24 protein-coding genes and 1 pseudogene are annotated in these 24,818 nt (G+C 43.7%); 4 read left to right on the forward strand and 21 right to left on the reverse strand.

Annotated elements, in window-relative coordinates; genetic code table 11:
• Positions 1–8: 8 nt before the first annotated feature.
• From AB4Z17_RS05200 to AB4Z17_RS05220, 5 genes are read right to left on the reverse strand one after another with little or no spacing between them, the layout of a single operon-like run.
• A complete protein-coding gene (locus tag AB4Z17_RS05200) occupies positions 9–1,865 on the reverse strand; it encodes an oligopeptide ABC transporter substrate-binding protein (protein ID WP_441958541.1) in 1,857 nt (618 codons plus the stop codon).
• Positions 1,866–1,877: 12 nt separating this feature from the next.
• Positions 1,878–2,783 carry an ABC transporter permease gene (locus AB4Z17_RS05205; protein WP_441908084.1) on the reverse strand — a complete coding sequence of 302 codons (906 nt, stop codon included), beginning with the start codon at positions 2,781–2,783 and terminating at the stop codon, positions 1,878–1,880.
• A 26-nt stretch (positions 2,784–2,809) separates the two neighbouring features.
• Complete coding sequence (opp4B, locus tag AB4Z17_RS05210; RefSeq protein WP_441958543.1) at positions 2,810–3,772, reverse strand: oligopeptide ABC transporter permease; 963 nt, start codon at positions 3,770–3,772, stop codon at positions 2,810–2,812.
• Between the two features lie 5 nt (positions 3,773–3,777).
• On the reverse strand, positions 3,778–4,713 hold the full coding sequence (locus AB4Z17_RS05215; protein WP_076268766.1) for an ABC transporter ATP-binding protein: 936 nt from the start codon (positions 4,711–4,713) through the stop codon (positions 3,778–3,780).
• Positions 4,700–5,713 (reverse strand): ABC transporter ATP-binding protein, encoded by a 1,014-nt coding sequence (locus tag AB4Z17_RS05220; RefSeq protein ID WP_441958544.1) that lies wholly within the window; start codon positions 5,711–5,713, stop codon positions 4,700–4,702. Before AB4Z17_RS05220 ends, AB4Z17_RS05215 begins: the two co-directional genes overlap by 14 nt.
• A gap of 562 nt (positions 5,714–6,275) precedes the next feature.
• On the opposite strand from AB4Z17_RS05220, the gene AB4Z17_RS05225 reads away from it, so the two are divergent.
• Entirely contained in the window at positions 6,276–7,355 is a 1,080-nt protein-coding gene (locus tag AB4Z17_RS05225) for an AI-2E family transporter (RefSeq protein WP_441958575.1), read from the forward strand.
• A 172-nt stretch (positions 7,356–7,527) separates the two neighbouring features.
• Here AB4Z17_RS05225 and AB4Z17_RS05230 read toward each other — a convergent pair whose 3' ends face one another.
• The 11 genes from AB4Z17_RS05230 to AB4Z17_RS05280 all read right to left on the reverse strand — a co-directional run bounded on the left by AB4Z17_RS05230 (position 7,528) and on the right by AB4Z17_RS05280 (position 17,356).
• A complete protein-coding gene (locus AB4Z17_RS05230) occupies positions 7,528–8,220 on the reverse strand; it encodes an ABC transporter permease (RefSeq protein WP_441958546.1) in 693 nt (230 codons plus the stop codon).
• Entirely contained in the window at positions 8,217–9,143 is a 927-nt protein-coding gene (locus AB4Z17_RS05235; protein WP_441958548.1) for an ATP-binding cassette domain-containing protein, read from the reverse strand. Before AB4Z17_RS05235 ends, AB4Z17_RS05230 begins: the two co-directional genes overlap by 4 nt.
• A 95-nt stretch (positions 9,144–9,238) precedes the next feature.
• Complete coding sequence (locus AB4Z17_RS05240) at positions 9,239–10,174, reverse strand: sensor histidine kinase (RefSeq protein ID WP_441958549.1); 936 nt, start codon at positions 10,172–10,174, stop codon at positions 9,239–9,241.
• Position 10,175: 1 nt separating this feature from the next.
• Entirely contained in the window at positions 10,176–10,874 is a 699-nt protein-coding gene (locus AB4Z17_RS05245; RefSeq protein ID WP_441958551.1) for a response regulator transcription factor, read from the reverse strand.
• Between the two features lie 147 nt (positions 10,875–11,021).
• Positions 11,022–11,900, reverse strand: a complete 879-nt coding sequence (locus AB4Z17_RS05250) for a hypothetical protein (protein ID WP_441958552.1) — start codon at positions 11,898–11,900, stop codon at positions 11,022–11,024.
• A 25-nt stretch (positions 11,901–11,925) separates the two neighbouring features.
• Positions 11,926–14,355, reverse strand: coding sequence for a heavy metal translocating P-type ATPase (locus tag AB4Z17_RS05255; protein WP_441958554.1), 2,430 nt, complete (start codon positions 14,353–14,355; stop codon positions 11,926–11,928).
• Positions 14,356–14,405: 50 nt separating this feature from the next.
• Positions 14,406–14,609 carry a cation transporter gene (locus AB4Z17_RS05260; RefSeq protein ID WP_441958556.1) on the reverse strand — a complete coding sequence of 68 codons (204 nt, stop codon included), beginning with the start codon at positions 14,607–14,609 and terminating at the stop codon, positions 14,406–14,408.
• A gap of 101 nt (positions 14,610–14,710) precedes the next feature.
• Complete coding sequence (locus tag AB4Z17_RS05265; RefSeq protein ID WP_339206702.1) at positions 14,711–14,848, reverse strand: hypothetical protein; 138 nt, start codon at positions 14,846–14,848, stop codon at positions 14,711–14,713.
• Positions 14,849–15,031: 183 nt separating this feature from the next.
• Entirely contained in the window at positions 15,032–15,361 is a 330-nt protein-coding gene (locus AB4Z17_RS05270) for a metal-sensitive transcriptional regulator (protein ID WP_441958558.1), read from the reverse strand.
• 116 nt (positions 15,362–15,477) lie between these two features.
• The gene (locus AB4Z17_RS05275) at positions 15,478–16,908 is read right to left on the reverse strand and encodes an MFS transporter (protein WP_441958560.1); all 1,431 of its coding nucleotides are present in this window, start codon (positions 16,906–16,908) and stop codon (positions 15,478–15,480) included.
• A gap of 127 nt (positions 16,909–17,035) precedes the next feature.
• Positions 17,036–17,356, reverse strand: coding sequence for a thioredoxin family protein (locus AB4Z17_RS05280; RefSeq protein WP_441908096.1), 321 nt, complete (start codon positions 17,354–17,356; stop codon positions 17,036–17,038).
• A 342-nt stretch (positions 17,357–17,698) separates the two neighbouring features.
• On the opposite strand from AB4Z17_RS05280, the gene AB4Z17_RS05285 reads away from it, so the two are divergent.
• Positions 17,699–18,370, forward strand: coding sequence for a DUF2306 domain-containing protein (locus AB4Z17_RS05285; protein ID WP_441908097.1), 672 nt, complete (start codon positions 17,699–17,701; stop codon positions 18,368–18,370).
• A 62-nt stretch (positions 18,371–18,432) separates the two neighbouring features.
• Here AB4Z17_RS05285 and AB4Z17_RS05290 read toward each other — a convergent pair whose 3' ends face one another.
• The 3 genes from AB4Z17_RS05290 to AB4Z17_RS05300 all read right to left on the reverse strand — a co-directional run bounded on the left by AB4Z17_RS05290 (position 18,433) and on the right by AB4Z17_RS05300 (position 20,181).
• Positions 18,433–18,864 (reverse strand): DUF6526 family protein, encoded by a 432-nt coding sequence (locus AB4Z17_RS05290; protein ID WP_441958562.1) that lies wholly within the window; start codon positions 18,862–18,864, stop codon positions 18,433–18,435.
• A gap of 27 nt (positions 18,865–18,891) precedes the next feature.
• Positions 18,892–19,254: a VOC family protein gene (locus AB4Z17_RS05295; protein ID WP_441958564.1), complete on the reverse strand. Its 363-nt coding sequence runs from the start codon at positions 19,252–19,254 to the stop codon at positions 18,892–18,894.
• Positions 19,255–19,347: 93 nt separating this feature from the next.
• Entirely contained in the window at positions 19,348–20,181 is an 834-nt protein-coding gene (locus tag AB4Z17_RS05300) for a helix-turn-helix domain-containing protein (protein ID WP_441908100.1), read from the reverse strand.
• A 221-nt stretch (positions 20,182–20,402) separates the two neighbouring features.
• Here AB4Z17_RS05300 and AB4Z17_RS05305 point away from each other — a divergent pair.
• A pseudogene (locus AB4Z17_RS05305) lies at positions 20,403–21,071 on the forward strand (DUF3626 domain-containing protein); the annotation flags it as partial.
• 64 nt (positions 21,072–21,135) lie between these two features.
• Here the strand turns inward: AB4Z17_RS05305 and AB4Z17_RS05310 are convergent.
• Together AB4Z17_RS05310 and AB4Z17_RS05315 are read right to left on the reverse strand one after the other, a co-directional pair.
• Positions 21,136–22,734 carry a response regulator transcription factor gene (locus AB4Z17_RS05310; protein ID WP_441958566.1) on the reverse strand — a complete coding sequence of 533 codons (1,599 nt, stop codon included), beginning with the start codon at positions 22,732–22,734 and terminating at the stop codon, positions 21,136–21,138.
• Positions 22,709–24,622: a histidine kinase gene (locus tag AB4Z17_RS05315; protein WP_441958568.1), complete on the reverse strand. Its 1,914-nt coding sequence runs from the start codon at positions 24,620–24,622 to the stop codon at positions 22,709–22,711. The genes AB4Z17_RS05310 and AB4Z17_RS05315 overlap by 26 nt, the downstream gene beginning before the upstream one ends.
• Position 24,623: 1 nt before the next feature.
• On the opposite strand from AB4Z17_RS05315, the gene AB4Z17_RS05320 reads away from it, so the two are divergent.
• Positions 24,624–24,818: hypothetical protein (locus AB4Z17_RS05320; RefSeq protein WP_441958569.1), on the forward strand; the 195-nt coding region annotated here is incomplete at its 3' end.

The raw sequence follows: 24,818 nt of genomic DNA on the forward strand, positions 1-24,818 counted from the left end.
TCAGCCATTTACTTCGCTACAACCGGTTTATCTTGAGATACGGCAAGCTGATGCAGATAAACGCCCGTTCCATCTCCAATGGCGTAATTGAGTATACGTTTATTAACTGGAACGATAACAGCGCGATACAGCGTTGGAAATACAGGAATATCTTTCACCATCAGCTCCTGCCATTCCTTGTAGATGCCTTGACGTACCTTCACATCAAAGGCCGCTTCTGAAATCCCTTCTTTAAGCAATCTATCCTGTTCGTCACTAGCATAACGCGGGAAGTTATAGATCGCATCGCGCCCATACAAGCCTGATGGATCGACGTCAATGCCTACGCCCCAAGCGCCTTGATACACATCTACTGTTGGATCATCTTTTCCTGTGCTTCCGACACGATCATAGAAAGTGTTGAACTCCACCATTTCCAGATTTACATTCAAGCCGATTGCTTGCCATGACTGTACATAATACTGGGCCAGCGGCTGTGCAATATCCCCGCCTGTCATGGAAATAAAGTTAATAACTAACTCGCTGCCATCTGGATTTGTACGGAATTTGCCATTCATTTTGTAACCGGCATCGTCCAAAATTTTGTTAGCTAGTTCTTTGTCAAAGGCAAGGCCTTTATTAGTAGCATCATGGTATTCAGGGTGGGAAGGCGGAATAAGTGTCGTCGCATTCCAGCGCAGGCCGTGATAGAATTGTTTGCCGACCTGATCGTTATCAACCGCATGCCACATCGCTTTCCGCAAGTTCACATCGCCCATTTTAGCTTTTGGATCAGGAACGACCTTGCCAGCCTCGGCATCCCACTTGCCTAGTTTAAAGCCAATATACGTATATGCACGATCAATTGCACCTAAGAATTCAAGATTAGATATATTTGCATTATCTGGGTATTGATCTGTCGGGAATGCATCAACAAGATCAACTCCGCCGGTTTTTAATTGTTGAACGACAGTCGTAGGACTAATTACTTTCAGAACAACCTCATCCAAGGCTGGCTCTCCGCGCCAGTAATCTGTATTTTTTTCAAAAACAACAGATTCTCCTGGAACGATGCTTTTCACTTTAAACGGCCCGAAGCCGATTGGTTTCACACGAACCTCTGGAGAAGCAGAAATCTTAGCAACGTCCATATTGCCGAATATATGTTTTGCTAGCGGATAGTTCCACACACCACCAGTCAAAAGGGAAGGTGAAGATTGAATATAGGTAATTTTCAGCTTCTTCTCACTTAATACTTCAATACCAGATATCGTTTTTGCTTTACCTTCATGGAACTCCGTCATCCCTACGATATTAGTGAAATTTGAATCATACCGCGGTCCATCATATTTGGGATTCCCGATGACTTCATGAGCKAACAACCAATCCTCTGCAGTTACAGGCTTGCCGTCATGCCAGTTTACATTATCGCGGATCGTAAGCGTAAATGTTTTGCCATCCTCAGACACTTCATACGTTGCTGCTCCATCATTTGTATAAACATAACTTTTATCCCATGTAAGCAGCCCTTCATCAAACCAGTTTAGCACTTGTGAATCCGGATCGCCGGAATAAAAGTTCCAGTTCAGCGTCCCTTCAAATGGCGTATCTGATACAAGGCCAAATGTAATGGAGCCCCCCTTAATGGCTTCACCCTCATTTTTCTTCACATTGCTGAAATCCGAAATAGAATAAAGACCATCGTCAGGAGCAGGCTTCTCGGTTTCCGCAGGAGCGGTACTCTCTGTCGGCTTCGCGCCATCAGTCGGACTCGGAGTGTCTACTTTTCCATTGTTAGATGAACAAGCTGCAAGAAAGACTAGTAATGCGAGCATAAGCGGTAGAAACAAAGACCTTGATAACATTGTTTTCTTCTTCACCATCATTTTCCTCCCTTATCATCCTTTTCTTTGTCTTGCATCCGTCGCACGCTTTAGCGCTTGACCGACATTGTTTATACTCAACATCAGTACCAGAATCAGTATCGATGCAGGTAACCATATCCACCATCTCATCTCTAGCGTTTGCGGGTCTCTAGCGTAACTGACTAAAGTACCTAAGCTCGGCATGCTCTCTGGAAAGCCAAAGCCGAGGAATGAGAGCCCAGATTCTAAACCGATATTCGCCGCCAAATTCAAAGTCATCGTTACAATAATAATGGAGCTTAAATTCGGCAAAACCTGTGCCATCATAATTTTAAAGTTAGACGAGCCTAACGTTTTGGATGCCTGAACATAATCAAGCTCCTTCTCCTGCAGCGCTTTCGAGCGAATCAATCTGGCAATCCCCATCCATAAAAAAGCGGTCATAATAAACGAAAAAGACCAGATATTATATTTGGGCACAGCTGTCACAAACGCAATAACGATCATTAAAGTCGGCAATATCATAAAAAAATCCACAAAACGCATAAAGATGTTGTCTACTTTTCCTCCGTAATAACCGGAAATGAGTCCTATAAAAATACCAATAATACCTGTTAATACAGTAACAATGAAAGCGATCGTTAATGAATTCCGAGTTCCGACAATTAACTGCCCAAACACATCGCGGCCTCCATAATCCGTACCTAACCAATGCTCGGATGACGGCGGCTTCTTCAATGAAAACAAATCCACCGTTACAATCTGCTCCTGATTCAGAACAGCAGATATTCCGTATACAGATAAAATAATTAAGCTTATGAACAGCAATGATATAAAGGCTATTTTGTCTCGAATAATTTCTCGCCAAACGATTTTCCACCCTGACGGACTTTTGTCCGACTCTTGCAGCGCGTTTATAGGAATGCTCGTCTTTCTCATTTCTTTCACCTCAACGTTTCGAGTTCTTATTTAATTCGAATACGCGGATCAACGATACTTAATACGATGTCAGAGATTAATGCTCCGATAATAGAGGCTACTCCGTACAATAAAACAAGCGCAGTAACGACACTGAAATCCCTCAGCGCGATAGAGTTTAAGAAAAGGTAACCCATACCCGGATAACTGAAGATGCTCTCTATGAACACCGAACCTCCGATGAGACCCGTAATTTCATAACCAAAAAAAGCAGCGATCGGCAGTAACGAATTCCGTAAAATATGGCGATTATAAACGCGGGATTCAGATGCCCCCTTTGCTCTTGCCGTTATAATAAAGTCTCTTTGCTTCGTATCGATAATCTCGCTTCGAAGATATTGTACAGTTGATACGGTGGCGATAAGCGCCATCGATATGGCTGGAAGCAGCAAATGATAAAGTTTGCTCATAAAATGTTGGAAAGTACCAGGCACCAGACCCGGTGCAACGCTTCCTCCCGTCGGAAACCAACCAAAATGAAAGCCAAACACCCACAACATCAATAAAGCGAAAATAAAAAGCGGGGCTGCAAATCCAATATAGGTATACCCGGTTATAAACCGATCCGCCCATGTGTCGTTATATCGTCCGCTTGTAATCCCAAGCGGTATCGCAATCAAGTAAGTAAGTATTAATGTTACAATGGATAACCAAACGGTGTTCATCATACGCTCGCCAATTAATTCAGACACCGGCATTTTGAAGCGAAACGATTGCCCAAAGTCACCTTGAACAGCCTTTGTAATCCAGTCCCAATATTGCACATACCATGGGTTGTTGAGCCCCAGCTTCTCACGCTGGGCATCAAGCGCAGCCGGATCTATGCTCGGATCAAGCAGACCCGTCAGCGCGTCCCCCGGCATAGCCTTGGCCATTATAAAAACGAGAACGCTTAATAATATAATTTGAGGAATCATAATGACTATTCTTCGTAAAACTGTGCGCCACATCGTCCTCACCCTCTCCCAGGCAAAGCCACGAAATGTGTTTCTGAAACGGGTTTTAACGGATAAGCCAAACCATCCTCGTCAAAATAATTCTCATAGGCTTGTTCATATTCCGCCTTAACCGCCTTCCGAAACGAGTGTTTTTCCTCTCGTTTCGTTGGATCAATGTCAGGAATAGCCGAGATAAGACGCTTCGTATAAATATGCTGAGGTTGATTGAATATATCAGCTGTCGTTCCTCGTTCAACGTAACGGCCTTTGTACATAATGCCAATATGATCGCACATATGCCTTATAATGCCGAGATCATGACTAATGATCAGATAAGTAAGGTTTAACTCCTTCTGAATATCCTGCATGAAGTTTAGTACCTGCGCTTGAACGGATACGTCCAGCGCAGACACAGGTTCATCGGCTATAATCAGCTTTGGTTTTAAAGCGATGGCTCTCGCAATTCCGATTCGCTGCCGCTGGCCTCCTGAAAATTCATGAGGATATTTATAAATCGATTCCGGGCTCAAGCCCACTTGCTCCAGTAATTGTTGTACACTGCGCTTCTCTTCGCCAGCAGACTGCTTTTCAAAATTTCGCAGCGGCTCAGCGATAATATCAAGCACGCGTTTCTTAGGATTCAAGGAGGAATAGGGATCTTGGAAGATCATTTGAATATCTCTGCGGAAGCCTGCATGGCTTCGAAGTCCGCCAGCAGCAAGCTGCTGGCCTTGGAAGAGAACACTACCTGATGTAATTGCATTTAAGCCTATGATGGCCCTGCCTGTCGTGGTCTTGCCAGAGCCAGACTCGCCTACTAGTCCATAGGTCTGTCCCTGCTCCAAGGAGAATTGTATACCGTCTACCGCTTTGATCGGTGGACCCTTTTTACTGAAAAGACTCCCGCGATTCGGAAAATGTACCTTTAGATCGCTGATCTCAAGAAATGACATGTTGATGATCCTCCTTCTCGTCAGGGAAGTGAAAATGCTTGTAGCAGCTGCATCTGACGAAATGGCCCGGAGAAATCTCATGCATTTCCGGGTTCGCTTCATGTGCAGCCTCAGCAATCCAAGGCGTCCTTAATCGAAAACGACAGCCCTGCCTCGGGAGGTTCTGAAGAGAAGGCACAATTCCCTGAATAACATGGAGCTTAGACTTTGCTTCATTGACAGTTGGTATCGATTGCAATAATGATCTAGTGTAGGGATGCTGCGCTTTAGCAATGATTGTGTAGATATCGGCAATTTCAACAATTTGTCCGGCATACATAACAGCGACTCGGTCAGCCATCTCGGCCACAACGCCTAAGTCATGCGTGATTAAGACGATGCCAGCCTTGCTTTCATCCTTCAATCGCCTCAGCAATTCAAGAATTTGCAATTGTATCGTTACATCCAGCGCTGTAGTCGGTTCATCTGCAATTAATAGCTTAGGATCATTGGCAATCGCGATGGCAATAATGACACGCTGCCTCATCCCGCCGGACAATTCATGGGGGTAACGCCCGTATGTATGCTCTGGGCGAGGAATACCCACTTTAGTTAAAAGCTCGATCGCCCTGTTCGCTCTTTCCTTGCTAGAGAGTTTGGGCTGGTGCAGGAGAATAACTTCTTCAATCTGAGAACCGATAATCATAAGGGGATTTAATGCGGATAATGGGTCTTGGAAGATCATGCCTATCTCTTTCCCTCTCAGCTTATTTAGCGTGGAGGGCGACATTTGGACAATATCCTGTCCTTGGTAATAAATATTTCCTTCTATCTTTGCTCTCGTATGCAGACCCATGATGGAGTAGGCCAGCGCACTCTTGCCGGAGCCCGACTCCCCCACTATGGCAAGAACCTCATTTTCTTTTACCGTTAGCGTCACATCATCCACTGCTGCGTAATAACGATCCGCAATTCGAAAAGAAGTCGTCAAATTCTCAATTTTCAGCAGCTCTTTTTTCAATAGAATCCTCCTAACGTAGTGATTCTAAACTTACAATATTCATAATTTTGCGAATTTTCAAACCATAGATTTATCATATCTAATATAAGCATAAAACAATTTAACTGCAACTATAATTTATAGCATATTCAATATATATATTCTTGTTTTTGGATTTCATTACTCTAATGGATCATATACTAATGTCTATAGTAAACGCTGTCAAGCTTTAATGTGATGTATTACATTTTGGCGGTAGTTATTTGTTAGGTTTATACTGTTATATAATTACATTTTATAAAATATGTATTTTCTTTTTGTAAATATAATCTCCGTTTTACTCATTACTTCAATCATTACTTTAAAAATATTTAAGAAATTTTCAGCAAACGAAACTCTTATAAACTATTTTTCAATATTAGTTTACGAGTTAGATTCCTCTCAGTTTTTATGCAATAATATGTACATAATCTTTTAAAATGAAACAGAAACAGAAAAGATTTCCCTTAGTCTAAACGAATTTATTAATGGCGATAATAATATTCGATACTAAAAACAATTCATAGCAGATGGAGTGAGCACCCTGATTTCTTTAAACCGATTTATTAAAATTTGTTTCGCTGTTATTTTAGTTCTTGCCATTATTTATTTAGCTTCACTTGTCGATTTTATTTTCAAGCCCTTCGTTTCTTTGTTCAGCATTGTGATGATTCCGTTGATGCTCGCCTCTTTTTTCTATTATCTATTACGCCCGCTTGTAAACTGGATGGAGCAGCCTAAATTAAAGAGACCTTGGGTCATTCTCATTATTTATTTAGCAGCAGCTGTGCTGTTTAGTTTATTTATCGTTGGCGTATTTCCTTCGCTTCGCACTCAGTTTTTCAATTTAGTAAATAACGCGCCTAATCTTTTCAATACGTTGGGCAAGCAGCTGCAAGATCTGGAACAGAACGGGTTTTTAGCAGACATTTTACCTGAAGATGTAAGTCCTTTTTCAAAAATAACCGAATACCTGAATAAAGGATTTTCATTGTTGACTAACTATTTAACGGGGATGTTTTCTTTTATTTCTAATTTCGCACTCATTTTGTTCACCTTCCCTATTCTTCTTTTTTACATGTTGAAGGAAGGGGATAAATTCGGCCAGAAAATCGTCAGCTTCATGCCTAAGAGATACCACGCTGAAGGTGAAAAAACGATGCAGGAGATTGATACGGCTCTAAGCGGATTCATTGTGGGAAGAGTCGTTGTAAATCTGGCGCTCGGTGTTCTGATGTATATCGGCTTCCTTATCATCGGTTTGCCCTATGCTCTTTTACTGACTGTCGTTGCTGTTATTATGAACTTTATTCCTTTTATAGGTGCCATACTGTCTGCTGTACCGATCGTCATTATTGGTTTAATTGAATCGCCATCTGTTGCGATTTGGTCATTAGTGGTCATTCTGCTCTCACAACAAATACAGGATAATATTATTTCACCTTATATTTTCGGAAAACAGCTCGATATTCACCCTATTACAACTATTCTATTGGTGCTGGTGGGCAGTGACGCTTTTGGAATCATAGGCGTAATCATTATTATACCGGTATATATGATGCTGAAAATCGTTGTTACCAAGGTATATCAGCTGTTCTTCAAACAGAAATGGGAAGACGCGTAAGTATTAAGCTTTACAAGCAAAAGGGGATCACATCGATGTGGTCCCCTTTTGCTTACCCGTAGCCATTGTTGATTTCTGTTTTTGCCAAAATCGTATTGCCGTCATCCACCACCAATCTCGATTCTAGTTTATTCACCCTCATATATTCTATGATAATTAATAGATTTTGGTGTTACAAAACATCCCTATTCTCGATATGCCGAACCGTTGACCAGGCGATCGCTACGCCAAATACTGCTAAAGCAAGCGGAATGTAAATGATGGTTGCCAGTGAGAAGACAGGATTGCTCGAACTCGTCAGCATGACGATTAGGAGTGAAGAGAGAATAGTTGCTGGGACCGAATGCTTGCGCATGCCGAAATAAAGCGGCACTAAACTTGCTCCTGCTGATGCAAAGGCAAAACTTACGATGCTTGCTAGCTGCGCAGCATAATTCATCGGTACAGGCGCTTCCTCTATAATATGAAAAAAGTGATTTATGCCAATAAGCATAGACAATGTGAAAATATGCGAGATGACGATTGCAACAAAAGTAAGGATAGCTACAATTGCCAGCTTGGAAGCAAACAGCTTTTTGCGACTAACCGGGTACATAAACATAACTAGAATTGTCTTTTTCTTATACTCATCAATAATTAACTTGCTAATTAGAACGGCAGCCATGACGATAAACGTCGATCTAACCATAGCGCCAGCTATAATATACAGCTCTCCAATATTTGCAATCTCGTTTTTAACTTCTACACCCTCAAAGTAGCCGATCATGAACATTAGCGCAACAATTACGACATTCGCTATGATCGCTGCCTTCATATACCAGCCTAATCCCATTTTCGCTATTTCCAGCTTCATAAGTTTAATCACGGATGCTTCACCTCGTCCCCTTGAATCAAATCGAGGAAATACTGCTCCAAAGAAGTGTACTTCTTGTTCATCGACTCGATATTCACATCATTTAGTGCAAGCGACTTTGAAATCGTCGTCTGCATCGCTCCCGATTCAAAGATGCGAATCATATTGTCATTGATAATTTTAAAATTAGTGAGCTGGAGCTCGTTGGCTAGCACAGCGCACGCCTTTGTCCGATCCGGCGTTATGAGCTCGATATATTCTGAGTTCTGCCCCCTTACATCTGCCATCGACACCTGTTTAATGAGCCTGCCGCCGCTGATCACGCCAATCGTATTGGCCATTTGCTCTATTTCACTGAGCAAATGGCTTGATATGAGAATAGTAACTCCATAATCTGTACTTAGCATTTGAAGCAGATTACGAATTTCTTTAATGCCGGCAGGATCAAGCCCATTAATCGGCTCATCCAATATGAGCAATTCAGGTCTGTTCATAATCGCTCTAGCGATCGCCAGTCTTTGCTTCATCCCGAGCGAGAAGTTTTTGACCGCTTTATCATCCACGTTACGCAGGGCAACCATGCCGAGCACCTCTCCGATAACCTTGTCATCATGGCAGCCCATGTACTCGTTATGCAGCTGCAGGTTTTGTTTGGCAGTCAGCTTGTCATAAAAAACCGGCATTTCAATGATGCTTCCCATTCTTTTAAATACATCATACGTGTTAGGCCTAAGCGGCTCATTAAACAATTCGATTTGCCCCGCAGTCGGCTTAATCAAATTCGTTAGCATTTTCATAACGGTCGTTTTCCCTGCGCCATTTGGGCCAAGGAAGCCGTATATTTCTCCCTTTCGCACGCTCATGCTTACATTGCTTACGACCTCTTTGCCCTCAAAAGCTTTCGTCAGGCCGCTCGTTCTCAAAATATAATCCACTCGTTCTCTCCTTCTTTCCATGTTGTAACTAGTTCTCAGTTTATCGAACACCTTTATCTTATTTGTTGCTTATTTCTAACAAAAATCTTAAGTTGCTAATAGGTCATGCGTTTGAGCTTAACCGTGAACGTCGTTTTCTCAAACGGGATGCTATGCAATGTGATCTCGCCATTCATTTCCTCCACGAGTCTTTTCGTAATCGTTAAGCCCAATCCACTTCCCTGGAAATCCTTGTTTCTAGACTCCTCCAGCGTAAACATCCTTTCAAAAACAAGCTCCTGATTTCGAGCGCTAATGCCTTTGCCGCAATCCGAAACGTCAATCCTAACATGCGAATCGTCAACGCTCATAGCAATCCCAATTCTCTTCCCATCGCTGCCGTAACGAATGGCATTGGACAATAAATTGCTGAGCACCCGCTCCAGCGCTTCCTCATTCCCTAAAGCATAGATCGCTTCTTCTGGAATTTGAATATCTGCTTCATAACCGCTTGCCTGCACCAGATCGTAAAAGGACAAAATGCTTTTTTTGCACAGCTCGTTCATATGTATTCGCGATAGCGTGATGTCGTTGTCACCCGCTTCTAATCTAGCTAAATCGAAAAAACCGTTCATCAGCTTAATGATCTCCAGCGTTTTTTCATGAATCAGCCGCAGAAGACGCTCTCTTTCTTCAAATGCCATCTCACGGCTGCCTTGTATCATCTCGGCATAGCCGAGCACGACGGTTAGCGGTGTTTTTAGATCATGCGAGAAGTTAGCAAGCATTTTCCTCATGGAATGGTTCGTTTTAGTAAACTGTGCCAGCTTATTTTGATTATCTGTGAAGAGGCGGTTTAACTCGACCAGCAGCAGCTTCAATTCGCGATCATCTGTCATGAGGAGCAGCATTTCCGAAGAGTGCTGCTCCAGCTGTCTGCTGATCTGGTTTGCAATATACCGTAAGTCGGAGCTTCTAGCCCGCTTCATTTGATACTGAATGACATTTAAAATGGCGAGTATGACAATGATACCTACTAAGCTATAAACCATATTAAAATTCTCCCAGCTTATATCCGATGCCCCATAACGTCTTTATATATTGCGGCGATGATGGATCGTCTTCGATCTTCTCTCTCAAACGGCTGATATGAACGTTTATTACGTTCTCATCTCCAAAGTAATCATCGTTCCATACCGACCTGTAAATTTGCTCCTTCGTAAACACTTTGGTTGGGTTCATCGTTAGAAGCTTTATGATCTGCCATTCCTTTGAAGTAAGCTTAATCGACTTGCCCCGTTTGTTTACATCAATATTGTCCGTATCGATTATAAGCTCATGAACATGAAGTACACTAGGCGCTGCCTGATTCTGAACACCTGAGTATAGCGTTGCTCTGCGAATTGCAGCTTTTACTCTTGCGAGCAGTTCGATCATAGAGAACGGTTTGGCCAGATAGTCATCCGCTCCGAATCCTAATCCTAAAGCTTTGTCCACATCGCCATCCTTAGCAGATAAAATGAGAACTGGAAGAAGACTATGCTCCCTAATCTTCTTCAGAAAATCAATGCCATTCAGCTTAGGCAGCATGACATCCAGCAATATTAAATCATACGTTTCCTGAGAAAATAACCGCAGTGCTTCTTCACCATCTGCCGCATGTACGATATGAAAGCCTTCCAACGTCAAATAAGCCTCTACCATTTCGCTAATCGATCGATCGTCCTCTACGAGCAATATGCGTTGTTTCAAGCCGTCCCACCTATCCTATCTATGTAAAGTCATTATATATTTTCAATCTATTTCCTTACTATACCATAGCCTATTTGTGTCAGATGACAGGAACATTGTCCAATAACTAAAAAAAAGCCCGCGATTTTACGCGGACTTAAGATTCATTTATTTCACTTCAACTACAAAAGGGCTGATAAACGTTTTACCGTTTCGTTGAAATTGCCCCCAGATCTTATATACACCGGCACTCGGGAAAGTCGTCATGAATTTCGCATCCGGGCCTTTCGCTTTTTCCTCCAGCGGGTGTACATGCAAATACTGCTCTGTATCTTCGCTTAGAATCACAACGTGCCCAACTGCGCCTAGGTAAGGCTCTAAATCCGTTATCGGATCTTTGGACTTCGCATCCGAAAGTTTGAAGTTCAACTCCATTTCTTTACCGGCTTCCGGATGATTGTTTTCGAGTGTGATTTCTACTCCGTCCACGATTACGGAATGTTCATCCGATGGTTTAATCGGAACTTGTTCAGCGGCTAGCCCTTCTACCTTGATCCATTCAGACTTCGTTGTGGCGGAGCCGCCGGTAGGAATATAGTCGGCGAATAACTTATAGTCTCCACCGAAAGGGAACGATGTCGTGATTTCGAATTGCCCATTCCCTTTGTACTCCGGATGGATGTGGTCAAAGTAAGATAAATCTTTGCTGACTGCGATGAGATGGAGCTTCTTCTCGTGATTAATATCAAATGCCTCGATGGCCTTTCCGTCCGTATCTTGAATTTGTACGGTTATTACGGTTTTCTCTCCAGATTTCGGCGTTTCTTCTGACCATTTCCAAACGGGATTCGTCTCTAGCTTCTTCGTCTCGCCAGCATGTTCTCCTCCGTGAGCTCCGTGCTCTCCGGCACTGGATGCAGCGGGTGATGCAGCTTGAGAATGCCCGCCATGAGCACCATGATTATCTGTTTCTTGTTTATTTTGTTTTCCGCAAGCAGCAACAAAAACGAGTACAGCTAGCAATCCGATCAAATAAATTCGTTTCATTTTAGCCTCCAGGATATGAATAACTTTAAACTTTTGCCCTTTGTAGACGCAGCGCATTCAGCACAACGGAGACGGAGCTTAAAGCCATAGCTGCTCCAGCGAGCCATGGTGCAAGGAATCCAAGCGCTGCAATCGGGATGCCGATGACATTATAAGCAAGCGCCCAGAACAAGTTTTGCTTAATGTTTACCATCGTTTTCTTACTCATCGAGATCGCGTCCGGAATACTGTTCAAGTCACCGCGCATTAAGGTAACATCCGCAGCCTCCATGGCCACATCGGTTCCCGTTCCGATTGCCATCCCGATATCCGCAATTGCCAATGCCGGCGCATCGTTAATTCCATCTCCAACCATTGCGACCTTCTTACCGCTCTCTTGCAATCGCTTGACCTCGTTGGCTTTGCCATCAGGCAGCACTTCCGCCAGCACATGGTCGATTCCAACTTGGCTCGCAATGGCTTTCGCCGTACGTTCATTGTCGCCAGTCATCATCACGACTTCCAAACCGAGCTGCTTTAATCTGGCAACTGCCTGCTTCGACGTATCTTTAATCGTGTCTGCTACGGCTACCATTCCAGCGTACTTTCCGTTAACCGCAACCAGCATCGCTGTTTTTCCAACCGACTCCAGTCGGCTCATTTCCTCAAAAGCGGACTCCGCGTTCACGTTAGCTTTCGCCAATAACTTTCGGGTTCCTATTAGCAATTCGTTCCCTTGAACTGAAGCTTCAATGCCAAAACCAGGTATCGCTTGAAAGGAATCGGTCGATGGGAGAGAAATACCTTGCTCTTGAATGCCAGCCACGATCGCTTCCGCTAACGGATGCTCCGAATTCTTCTCCGCTGCAGCAATCCAGGACAAGAGCTGTTCCCGATGATAGCCTTGCTCAATCCGTACATCCGTCAATTCCGGCTTGCCTTTCGTTACCGTTCCCGTTTTATCCAATATAATGGTGTTAATGCGATGCGTGGATTCTAAATGCTCGCCGCCTTTGAACAAAATACCGAGTTCAGCGGATCGACCCGAACCAGCCATGATCGATGTTGGCGTAGCAAGACCTAGCGCACACGGGCATGCTATAACCAGAACGGCAATTGCCTTCTCCAACGCCTCTGCGAAATTGCCTGCATCAACAGCGAAGTACCAAATCAAGAAAGTGACGATCGCGATCCCTACAACGATCGGGACGAATATGCCAGAGATCACGTCAGCCACCCTTTGAATCGGCGCTTTCGAGCCTTGCGCTTCCTCTACGACTTTGATGATTTGGGAAAGCGCCGTTTCTTTGCCGACTTTGGTCGCTCTAACTTTAAGCACGCCGTTTTTGTTCAGCGTTGCTCCAATGACTTGATCTCCTGTTTGCTTATCCACCGGGATACTTTCACCGGTTAACATCGATTCATCAACTGCCGATAACCCTTCAAGCACTACACCATCGACTGGTACTTTCTCGCCGGGTTTAACTAGGAATACATCTCCAGTTACTACCTCTTCTATTGGAATACTAACTTCCTGACCATCCCGTATGACGATAGCCGACTTGGCTTGTAAGCCCATCAATGCTTTAATCGCTTCGGAAGATCGGCCTTTCGCCAGCGTCTCGAATAATTTACCCAGCAAAATTAATGTAATCAGCACAGCACTCGTCTCATAATACATCTCAACCTGATGATGTGCGGATGCATTTATTGATTCGATCGTTAAGTAAACACTATAGAAGTAGGCGGCAGATGTGCCGAGCGCTACCAATACATCCATATTCGCACTGCCATTGCGCAGCGCCTTGTAGGCTCCGACATAGAAACGGCTGCCAATAATGAACTGTACCGGGGTAGCTAATATCAATTGAAACCATGGATTCATGAAAATCTCAGGCACCCATATCCATGACGTAAAGGAGAAATGCCCAACCATAGCCCAGAGAAGCGGCAAAGAGAGAATAGCTGATACAATCAACCGTATCTGCAGGCTGCGGACTTCCTTTTTCTTATGATCGCTTTCATTCGTCTGCTCGCTCTTTGGTTTAGCTTTATAGCCGATCTGCTCGACTTTCTTGATCATATCCGCAGCACTTGTCATGGATGGAATAAATTCCACATGCGCCGTCTCCAAAGCTAAGTTTACCGTCGCTTTTACGCCGCTCATTTTGTTTAGGCCCTTCTCGATGCGTGTGGCGCATGCTGCGCAGGTCATGCCTACAATATCGAAGTCAATGGACTCCTTTACCGTACCGTACCCCAGAGCTTGAATTTTCTGTTCCAATTGGGACATGTTCACTTGAGAAGGGTCAAAGTTGACGGATGCTTGCTCCATGGCGAAGTTTACGTTTGCTTGTGCAACGCCTTCCAGCTTATTCAGACCTTTCTCTATACGGCTCGCACATGCTGCGCAAGTCATGCCAGTGATCTGTAGTGTGGCTTGCCCGGTAGATACTGCTTGATTAGAACTGCTCATGATCATCACCTATTCTTCTGTCGTATTACCATCTTAACTATGCGACGTTTTTATTTCACGACATCGTAACCCTGTTTCTCAATCGTTTCGACAATGGCATCCAATGAGATTTCACTGTCGTCATACACCAATTCAACCAGGCCTGCGGCTCGATCAACAGTTGCTTTTGCACCGAGAGTTTCGACTGCACCTTTAATCCTACGAACACAGCTGCCGCAAGTCATTCCTTCTACATTTAACATTACGTTTTTCATTTTTAATTCCTCCGTCTCATTTGTTTCGTCAACATACAATACCCCACTATAGTATATTAACGACAAAATAATAAATTATTGATGGCTTCCTTGAAGTTGATTCAACCGACAAGCTTAGTAACACTTCCCTTTCGCAAACGGTTCACTTGTTCCAAGGGTGCAGCCTGCATATCCGATTTTATTAGAATCGACACTTCCAAGCCGGTGAATGCTTCATCCAGCCAATGAACGAATGGCATGCCCACTTCTTCCGCACCTTTATGAGAGTGGGGTTGCTAAAGCTGCTTTACGAAGACTCCAACACGACCTTTGTAATTAATGGTAACGATAAGTATAGAATACCCCCGTACCCTATATTTGTCAAGCGAAGTTGATGAATAAAATTTAAAAGCAAATGTGCACACGCACATTTGCTCCGAATATCATTTCATTAGTTTATTTATTGTCGTCAGCAATTCATGAATGACTCCATGTTCGCCCGATTGAATTTTTTCAACGACACAGCTTTTCATATGGTTCTCGAGAAGTAATTTTCCGACGCCGTTTAGAGCCGATTGAACCGACGCGATCTGATTGAGCACGTCATCGCAGTACGTATCTTTTTCGATTAACCCTTTGATCCCTCGAATTTGTCCTTCAATTCGGTTCAGGCGACTGGTCAGGTTTATCTTGGTCTTCTCGGAGTGATGGCTATGTTGATGATGGTGATGATTTTCATGTCCAGCGGATGCAACCGTTAATTCATTTTCCATGGCTTATCCCCTCCCCTTATGCTCTATTATACCCCCTAACCCTATCTGATGCAAAGCTCTGATAAAGCAGCAAATCAGCCGTGAATAACACGACTGATTATTATGCTATCTCATTTTCAATTCTCTGACGTTTTCCCTTTACGGATAAAAATCAACGCGATAAGCGCACCCACGATAGCTATGATAGCTGCTCCAACGAATGCGGAGTGAAAACCCGTATTTAATGCTGCGATTTGATCGATCCCTTTATCTAGCTCCCCTTTTGTCCAGGAAGAGGATACGGCAACCATGACAGCTAATCCAATGGCTGAACCAATCTGATAGCTCATATTCGATAAGCCCGACGCCAAACCGGATTCTTCCGGCCTTGCCCCCGACAAGGAGGAAATTGTTGCCGGGATATAAGCCATTGACATGCCAAGTGCCCCGAGTAGAGAAGCCCATAGTACGTTGGTAACGAAGTTTCCGTCCTCTGGCGTATTCCCAGCGAACAGCAACAGTGATCCTGCTAATATAAGCATACCAATGACGAGATTTCCTTTGATGCCGAACTTGCCGACAAGCCTTCCCATGACTGCGACCATCAAGATCATGATGAGGATCGTCATCGGCACCAGAGCAACCCCGCCCATGAATGCCGAATACTTCAAAACCTGTTGAAGATACAGATTTAAGAAAAACCAAAGCGGAATCCAAGCACCTGAAAGAGTTGCCAAAATGACATTGCTCGCAAGTAGATTTGGAGCTCTAAATATCCGTAGAGGTACGAGCGGATCTTTTTTCTTCGCTTGCACGATCAGAAACAGAATGAACAGTACAGCAGCAATGGCCAATAGACCAAATGTTTGCGCCCCCCATCCGTTATGCTCCGAAGTGACGATCGCATATACCGCCAGCACCAACGCAGCTGTGACCGTCAGTGAGCCTAAGATATCAATGCTGCCTTTGCTTTTTGTTCCTTTTGGAAGGACATACAGACTGTACAAAATAGCGAACAAACCAACGGGGATGTTGATTAGGAATGTCCAATTCCAACTGAGCCATTCCGTGATGACTCCTCCAAGGAAAACCCCGGCGGTTCCGCCTGCTGCTGCGGATGCTCCCCAGAAGCCGAAAGCTTTGTTTAACTCCTTAGGGTTAGCGGCAAAGAGTTGCATGATGATGGTCAATGCAGCTGGAGCGATTAGCGCAGATCCAAATCCTTGAACGGCGCGGCCGATATTCATCGACTCCTGGGACCAAGCTAATCCGGCTAACAGCGAAGCAAGTGACAAAATTATAAACCCTAGCATAAACATCTTGCGTTGACCAAATAGATCGGAAAGTCGGCCCCCTAGCAGCAATAATCCCCCGAAGAAAATGACATACGCATTAAATACCCATTGCAGGTTGTTTTGCGAGTAACCAAGTGCTTCTTTAACAGCTGGGAGAGCAACCCCGATGATGGATGTATCCATGATAACGATGAACTGAGCCAAGCATAGCAAAAACAATGCCTTCCATCTTAGCGAATTCACATTAGTCAAAGCCTTTGAATTTCCTGACATTTCGTATTCCTCCTTGATTTGATTTACATTCGTATAGTATACCCCCCTACCCTATATTGTCAATAACTATTTCCATAAAAAAGCTGCTGGCTTTAGATCAGCAGTGACTTGATTTGATTTAAATCCACTATGGGATGAGTTGATTGATGGCGCCCGTTAACGTTTCTTTCGGTACAAATCCTGTCACTTTCCCGACTAGCTCACCCTTTTTGTAAATAAACAAAGCTGGTAAACTCATGACTCCCATTTGCTCTGTCACTTTCGTTTCCATGGCTACATCCACCATGGCCACCGTTACTTTACCTGCATAAGCTTGATCGATTTCCTCTAGAATCGGCTTCATTTGTTTACAGAGCGTACACCATTCCGCCCAAAATTCCACCAAGACGGCATCCTGTTCAGAAACCAACTTATCGTAGGTGTTGTCCGTTAAATTTAAGATAGTCATTGCTATATTCCTCCTCTTATGTAATTCACCCTGATAGGTACATAACCACCACACGCAACACACAGTTTATGTTGATGGAGAATCTTAATATACTTTAACTTCATAAAATCTGGCAAACACTATAATAACTCTAATATCGCCAAGTTGAAATTTAAGATAAAAATCTATTTATAAGTTAACATAATCTCCGTCGGAATTGAGGCAATTTGGTCTTTATCAGCGGATCGACCTATTAGACTTAAGACGTAGCCGCAGCTCCGTCGCCAGCCGCTTGAGGCGGAATAAGCTTAAATGATACATTTTCATTAACAGTAAATAACGATGAAATTCGGAGGTAAACTGATGCGTGTACGAGGAAGTGCCGGTCGTTCGTGGTCGCTTGGAATATTGGCTTTTTTGGCGTTAGCGGTTGGGGCATACGCTTTGCTTTTGTACGGATCACCTGACGGCATTAAGGAGCAGGGCTTTGTCACAGAAAAAGGAAGCATGCCTGACCTATGGTACAGCGTTCTATGGGGCCATGCCGTTTCTGCTGGAATAGCGATTGCAATCGGCTGGTTTCAATTCATCAAGCGGTTTCGGCATCGCTCGCCAAAAGTACACCGCACGATCGGCTATATTTATGCTGCAATGATTGGAATTGGCGGCATCACTGGCCTGTATCTCGCTTTTTACGCGAACGGCGGGCTGGTCGCAAAGGTTGGCTTCGGCACCTTATCTATTTTATGGCTGTATTCCCTTTATCGCGCGTTAAAAAGCATTATCGCCCACCGGAATAAGGCTGAGCATGGACGCTGGATGGCGAGAAACTATGCTCTTACCTGCGCTGCAATTACACTCCGCTTGTATACTGCACTCGCAGCTGGCATTTGGAAAATAACGGATACGAATGAATCATTCTTCGTTATTGCTTGGATTTGCTGGGTACCAAATCTACTGTTTATTGAAATGCTAATGAGTAGAAAAAAGCGTATTGGCACGACGCATGAGACCGGTATATATCCAAAGATATAAACAGAAAATGAGCAAGGACGGCTAGAGCCCATCCTTGCTCTTTCCTTGTTATAGTCCTGCTTTTAAACGCGGTTATGATCCGCTCGCCACTTCGTAATCGATTTCTTGATCGTCCCGGAATTCATTCCCGCTTCAACAGCCTTCACGCATAATGCAGGAAAAGCATCATCCTCCGCAAAACGCAAAGCAATGATTTGCTGCACGCTAAGTCTTGTATCCAATGGTTTGCCTGTAAGCCTGAAATGCCGAAAATTCTCCTCGTGAACAATGCTGCGATCCTGCAGCTTCGTTGCGAACTGACGGACAACCGCACCCAATAGAACTGCACATACAGAAAGACCAAAAATTAATAGCGAAGAGAAGCTGAATTGCTCTTTAAATATATGAACAATCGACGCAATAAATAGGATAAGCGCAATGGGCGCCAGTATAAAATGATACAAAGGTGCATATTGCCCATGGTTCTCATAGCTTTGCGTTTTCACATTGCTCATAAATATTCCCCCAATATAATGACTAATTCATTCTTTTTTGAAAAACTGTATCACGCCAAATGCAAGACCTTCAGAGTCTTCGCAATAAGCAAAGTCGCCGACTTCAGGAATTTCCATCTTGGCGGAGGTAACTTTGCCGCCTGCCCGCTCGACCTTGCCCAAATATTCATCCAGATCCGCCACGGTAATTGAATTAACGGTTCGCAGTGCCTCTTCTGTAGAGCTGCGCATGAGCCCACCGTCAATTCCTTCCTCGCCATCCTCGCCCGTAATGATTATCCAGTACCCCTCCATCATCTCTTGGAACTTCCAACCAAAAACCTCTTCGTAAAATGCCATTTTTCCCTCTGGATTTCTAGTTTCTATTTCAAAATGAATAACGCGTGACATAACGTTCACTCCTCTTTTTGCAGTAGTCTGATAAGACTCTACAAAAAGAATAGCCATAAACCGTCAATTTTGCTTCTTCTAGTTTGCTATCTTTTATCCCTCCAGCCTATTTAGAAAAGCTTGAACGAGAACGGGAAAGGAAATCAATATAGGCGGATCATAAAACGTTGGAGGTCGAAGGGTAACATTGGATTCGCCTTTAGCAACGCCATCTGTTACAGTGATTTTCCCGCTCGCCTTGCCACGCCAAGAGTGCTGCGGATGCAGATACTCATCGAGAGAAGCATCCCATGAAAATGCGATAGACATGATATAGTACGTTCCATCGGGAACATTCGGTATCACATATGCTCCTGACTCAAACACCATGGTGCATCCCACTGGCTTGCCCATAGGAATTGGCCTAGGAAACAAGCCGATACAAATCACGCCATGAAGCGATTCTGACGCCATAACATACCCCTCTACGGCCGAAAGCGTCTTAATGCCCTCTGGCAAACGAATGGATCGAAGTTCATTGAGCCCAAGCGACCTGCTCTCTATAAAATGTCTAAACTGCTGCGGCGAAAGCCCGATAAAACTTGAGAATTTGGAAGAAAAGGTGCTAAAACTGCTGTATCCCACCGTTTGACCAACATCAGTGGCTGATAAAGTAGATTTCAATAGCAGCTTTTTACTCCATTGAAAGCGAAGAGCAGATAAATACAGCCGAGGCGGAATGCCTGTGGTGGAGCGAAAGATACGATCAAAATGAAAAGGACTGTACGAAATAAGCTTTGCCAGCATCCCCGTCGAAAGAGTCGAATCTTCCATACGTTCTACCATCTGAACAATTGCTGCTTTTACAGCGGCTTCATGATCAGATTCCGTCGTTTGCTTCAAGCCTGCCGTCTTTTTTTCGTAAACTTCTTGAACGGAGTGACTCACACCATTACTCCCCCACCTCTGCCATGTAGTCTACCTATTAGAATCATTAAACATGGTGACGTTGAACACTTACAACATATGTAAATCATTATACATGATAACTTTCTATTGTCAGAAAAAAATAAAGTATTTTTAATAACGCTATCTGCATTTCCCTTACTGTCCATCCTGTATTATGATTCTATAAAAAAGGGAAGGGACTCTTCTGCCTATGGAATTATCCTGCTCCACGGTTTGGATCATGTTATTTTCTTTTATCCGCTGAGGTCTCCCATCGTTGCACTTATACTTATTTGGATTCTCACCAAGACACTAAGGAAAAGGGAACGTATGAGGAATTTGACCTTATTTAAGCTGCTCTCATGAGGGATGCGTTCTTTAATAATTTTGCCATTGGTGAAAGCAATCTGACGGTTCGAAAGTTAATCTACCATATGCTCGTCAATCTTGAGAAACCATTCCAAAATCCTTCAAACAAAGAGCCAAATCGAAATCTGGACCACTATATCGAAGCTCAGGTTCTTGGTGACATTTCACTTAAAAAAGACGTAAAGACGCTTGTTGCCGATCCATCATTTAAGGGCACGCATACAGGACGAATCTTAGAACAGCTATGTTTAAAGTATTCCATTGATCTTTACTGGCATAGGGGCTTTACCCTTTTAGTGGATGAGGTTCCTATCCATTTTAGAGGTCCTTCGATGCCTTCGCTAGCCAAAAGAATTGCGCAAAGTGATTTTATTGATGTCAATATGATTGGCGCAGCAGCTATGGACTTGAAACGAAATCCAAATCATTGGAGCGATAGAGGAACCTACAAAGAAGTTCTGCAAGAATTAAAATTACTCTGGCATGTTTTAGTGAGATATGGAAAGCCAATGGAAAAGTGAAAGTTAGCGTAATCGGAGGTTAACAAAGGAAAATAAAAAAAGAGGAGCCCGCAGCTCCTCCCCTCTAAACCCTATGTTCTACCGATTCTTTGCTCTGATCAGCATCTGATCTCACCTTGATTCGATATTCCTGCGGCGATATTCCCTCAAGCTCCTTAAACACACGAGAAAACTGCTTGCTGTTCTCAAAGCCAACGGCGCTGCCGATTTCCTGCATCTTCTGATTGCCTTCGAGCAGCAGCTCTTTGCTTTTGCGAATACGAATTTTTTTCAGAAACAATACAAAATTCTCGCCTGTATGAACCTTGAACGCTTCACTGAAATAGGAGTAATTAAGGCCAACATAATTGCTCACGACAGCCATATTAAGCGGACGATAATAGTTATCCTCCATATAATTAACCGCTGCTTTAATCTCTGAATGCTCACTATACGCTGAGCGTATGCCTCTGACATAGTCGTTCACGCTTGAGAGCAGCAGCTCCAAGCTCCGATAATAGTCGTGAAAGCTGCGGAAATTATCCATACTGCCCACTTTACGATACAGCTTCAATACCTCGATCGACTCTTCACCATAAATACGGAATACTTCGTCCAGAACCTGCTCATTGATCATTTTGCCTACCAGCTTTAAGTAGCCAATATCTACATTTGGTATATCCTCGGTATGGAAAATTTGCTTCAGCAGCTCCTGAACCTCCCGTTCCCGATCAGTTCCGAGCATGTTGCCAAGCTTGCGAATTTCTTCTTCTGGCACCGGATAATACTGCCGCTTCGCTCGAATGTCTTCATGATGCAGCAGACGGCAATTTGAATACATGAATGAATACTGAAGCGCCTCAGAAGCTTGCTTATAACAATGAAACAAATCTTCGATTTCATTCCCCTCTGCGCTTATCCCCATGCGCAGTCCATCCAGTTCCTTCCCGCCAGCCTGCCTAAACAATTCTTCGAACTGAAAGCGCGGGCTGCCGATCAGAACAAGCTTGCATTCACTATCTAGAAACGAGACATCCAGTACACCCTTAATCGGCTGCATCATTTTCTCCACTAGCAGCTTGAACTCTTCTTTGTTCATGGAGTCGCCGCTCTCCGATTTATAGTTCAGGACGGCAACAGAAAATGGTCTAGTGAACTGTTCGAATCCGACTTTAGCTTCCAGATCATTTGCAAAATCGTAGGCAGGGTCATCTTGTCTAAACCATTCCTTCAGACTATTTATTCGCAGCTGTTCGCGGTACGTATCGCTTACCGCTACCCGCTCAGCTAATTCAGCTTGCGCTTGCAGCGTGGTCTCGCTCTTTGTGAGTGATTCAAACAGCTCGTCCCGCCGAATCGGCTTGAGCAAGTAATCTTTAACCTGATATTCTATCGCAGCCTTCGCATAGGAGAAATCGTCATAGCCGCTTAAAATAATAAAGATCGGTTTCTGCACCGGCTCCGATTCTTGAGTAAGCCGCTTAATGAGTTCAATGCCATCCATCACGGGCATGCGAATATCTGTAATTACGATATCTGCCCGTTCACTGCGATATTGTTCTAACGCATCTTCTCCATGTATCGCCAATCGAATCTGATATAATTGTGGAAATTCTCTCTCTATCATCGTCTTGAGCCCTAATCGGATATTTTTCTCGTCATCTACGATCAGCATTGTTCTCATATCCGGAACTTCCTCCCATCAACAGTACCTTAGGAAGGGTAATGACTACTTCTGTGAATTGCCCTTCTCTGCTATATACCTGTAATCCATATGGCTTGCCATAATAAAGCCGAATACGCTGATGAACATTGCGCAGGCCGATTCCAAACGCTTGTTTTCCGTTTCCAGCTTCTTTCTCTGAAGAAATCCCGTTACTATTATCGGTGTGAATCATTTCATTTAACCGCTCCAAGCGGGCCGCTTTAATACCCATGCCGTTATCTCTCAGCCTGATGATAATGCCTGCTTCCTCATCCTCAATAACATCAATTAATATTTTGCTCGTGCTCTCTTCCACACCTGTCCATGCATGTTTTACTGCATTTTCTACGATTGGCTGCAATGACATCTTAAGCACTTCAATCTCCAGCAGCTTCGGTGGAATATTTAGCTCCAGCTGAATCKGTTCGTCGAACCGAATATTCATGACGGCAATATAATTCTGAATATGGCGAAGCTCATCCTGTAAGCTTACATATTCGCCAGACCACTTGAAATTATAACGCATCATACCGCCAAGCGAGGTAAGCGAATCGGATATTGTCCGCTGGTTTTCCATCTCTGCGAGCATCTTAATATTCTCGAGCGTATTGTACAAAAAATGCGAGTCGATCTGATTGTGCAGGGTGCGCAGCTCCGCCTCTTTCGTTAGCGCCTGCTTCTTAACTCCCTGGGCAATTAACTCATTAATGGTATGAATTAATTTGTTAAAATGATGCGCTAGCTCGCCTATTTCTCCGCCTCCACCCAAAGGAAGCCCCGTTGGCATTTCTCCTCTTCTTACTTTCTTCATTGCCTCTGTGAGACGACTCAGATTTTTGAGAATAAAGGAGTTCATTAAATACGTAATGAAGGACAATAGACCGATCAAAATAATATTAGCAGCGATGATTTGTCTCTCGGCTCTGGATACGCGTTCATCAACATTTTTTAACGACACCACATTAAGAATATGCGCACTGACTTGTTCCACGGGCGTGGAGACCAGCAAATAAGGATGCTTATTTACAGAAAATCGCTTCTCTTTAACCCCGTGCTCATTCATTTCCCGGAACTCTTGCAAAATGGCTTGATGAAGCTCTGGATCACTGCCGACAAACGGTTGATTGTCATCCATAAAAATAGTTCCGTTGCCATCAGCAAGCATCATCTGCGACCCGTCATCCTTAATATTGGCAAACGCTTTAGGCGAGAACTGCTTCAGCAGCATTTCGACTTGGATAATCCCAATACGCTTGCTTCCGGAATTCACGACGCGCAGGAGTGAAACCTTCGGCATTTGCTCGTTAACATCCGTCACGTAGCGATGCAAAATGTCGAGATCCTGCTCTTTGAATATCCACATCTCCTTGCCATCCAATTGATCCAGCTTGGCGTACCACGGCTCTTTTTGAATCCGGCGTTCATGGAAAATAATCGGCCAAACTTCGGACATATGATCATTGTTTGCAAACAATCGAAGATGGACAATATTGGGATTATTGATTTGAATGTTGATCATGTCGGTAAGGGCGCCGCGATATAAGTCGAGGAGCTCTTCAATAGGAAGTTCTTCATCCTTTGATATATAATCCAAAATTTCAGATTTCGATAGCGTGAGCTGGGCAGCCCGTTCCATAGCTTCAATCTGATTTAGAACATTCACTTTCTCCATTTCAAGCAAGTATTGGCTTTGCTTAAAGGTATCGTTAATATAACTATCCCTAATCTGATTAAAGAGATAGTTCGATACGCCGATGCTAGGAATTAATAGTATGACGATATAAGCCGCCACAAGGCGGCTTTGCATCGATCGATGTCCCAGCCAATTCGCAGCAGACTGAAGATGTAACCGAAATTTTCTGCCCATAATGCTCTCACTTCCGCTCTGTATTTCATTAACTCAATTAACTTCTCCATCAAGCAAAAACAGCTATTCTTATATTGCACAAAAAGCACCCCAGACCGTTTCCGGTTCTGGAGTACCTTTCGCTGGGGTCTTCCCTCTAAGTGGTAGAAATGATTATATTATTTGGCTGCGTCCAACTTCGCAACATTTTCTTCGT

This window comes from Paenibacillus sp. TAF43_2, assembly GCF_052113545.1.
Classification (GTDB): Bacteria; Bacillota; Bacilli; order Paenibacillales; family Paenibacillaceae; genus Pristimantibacillus.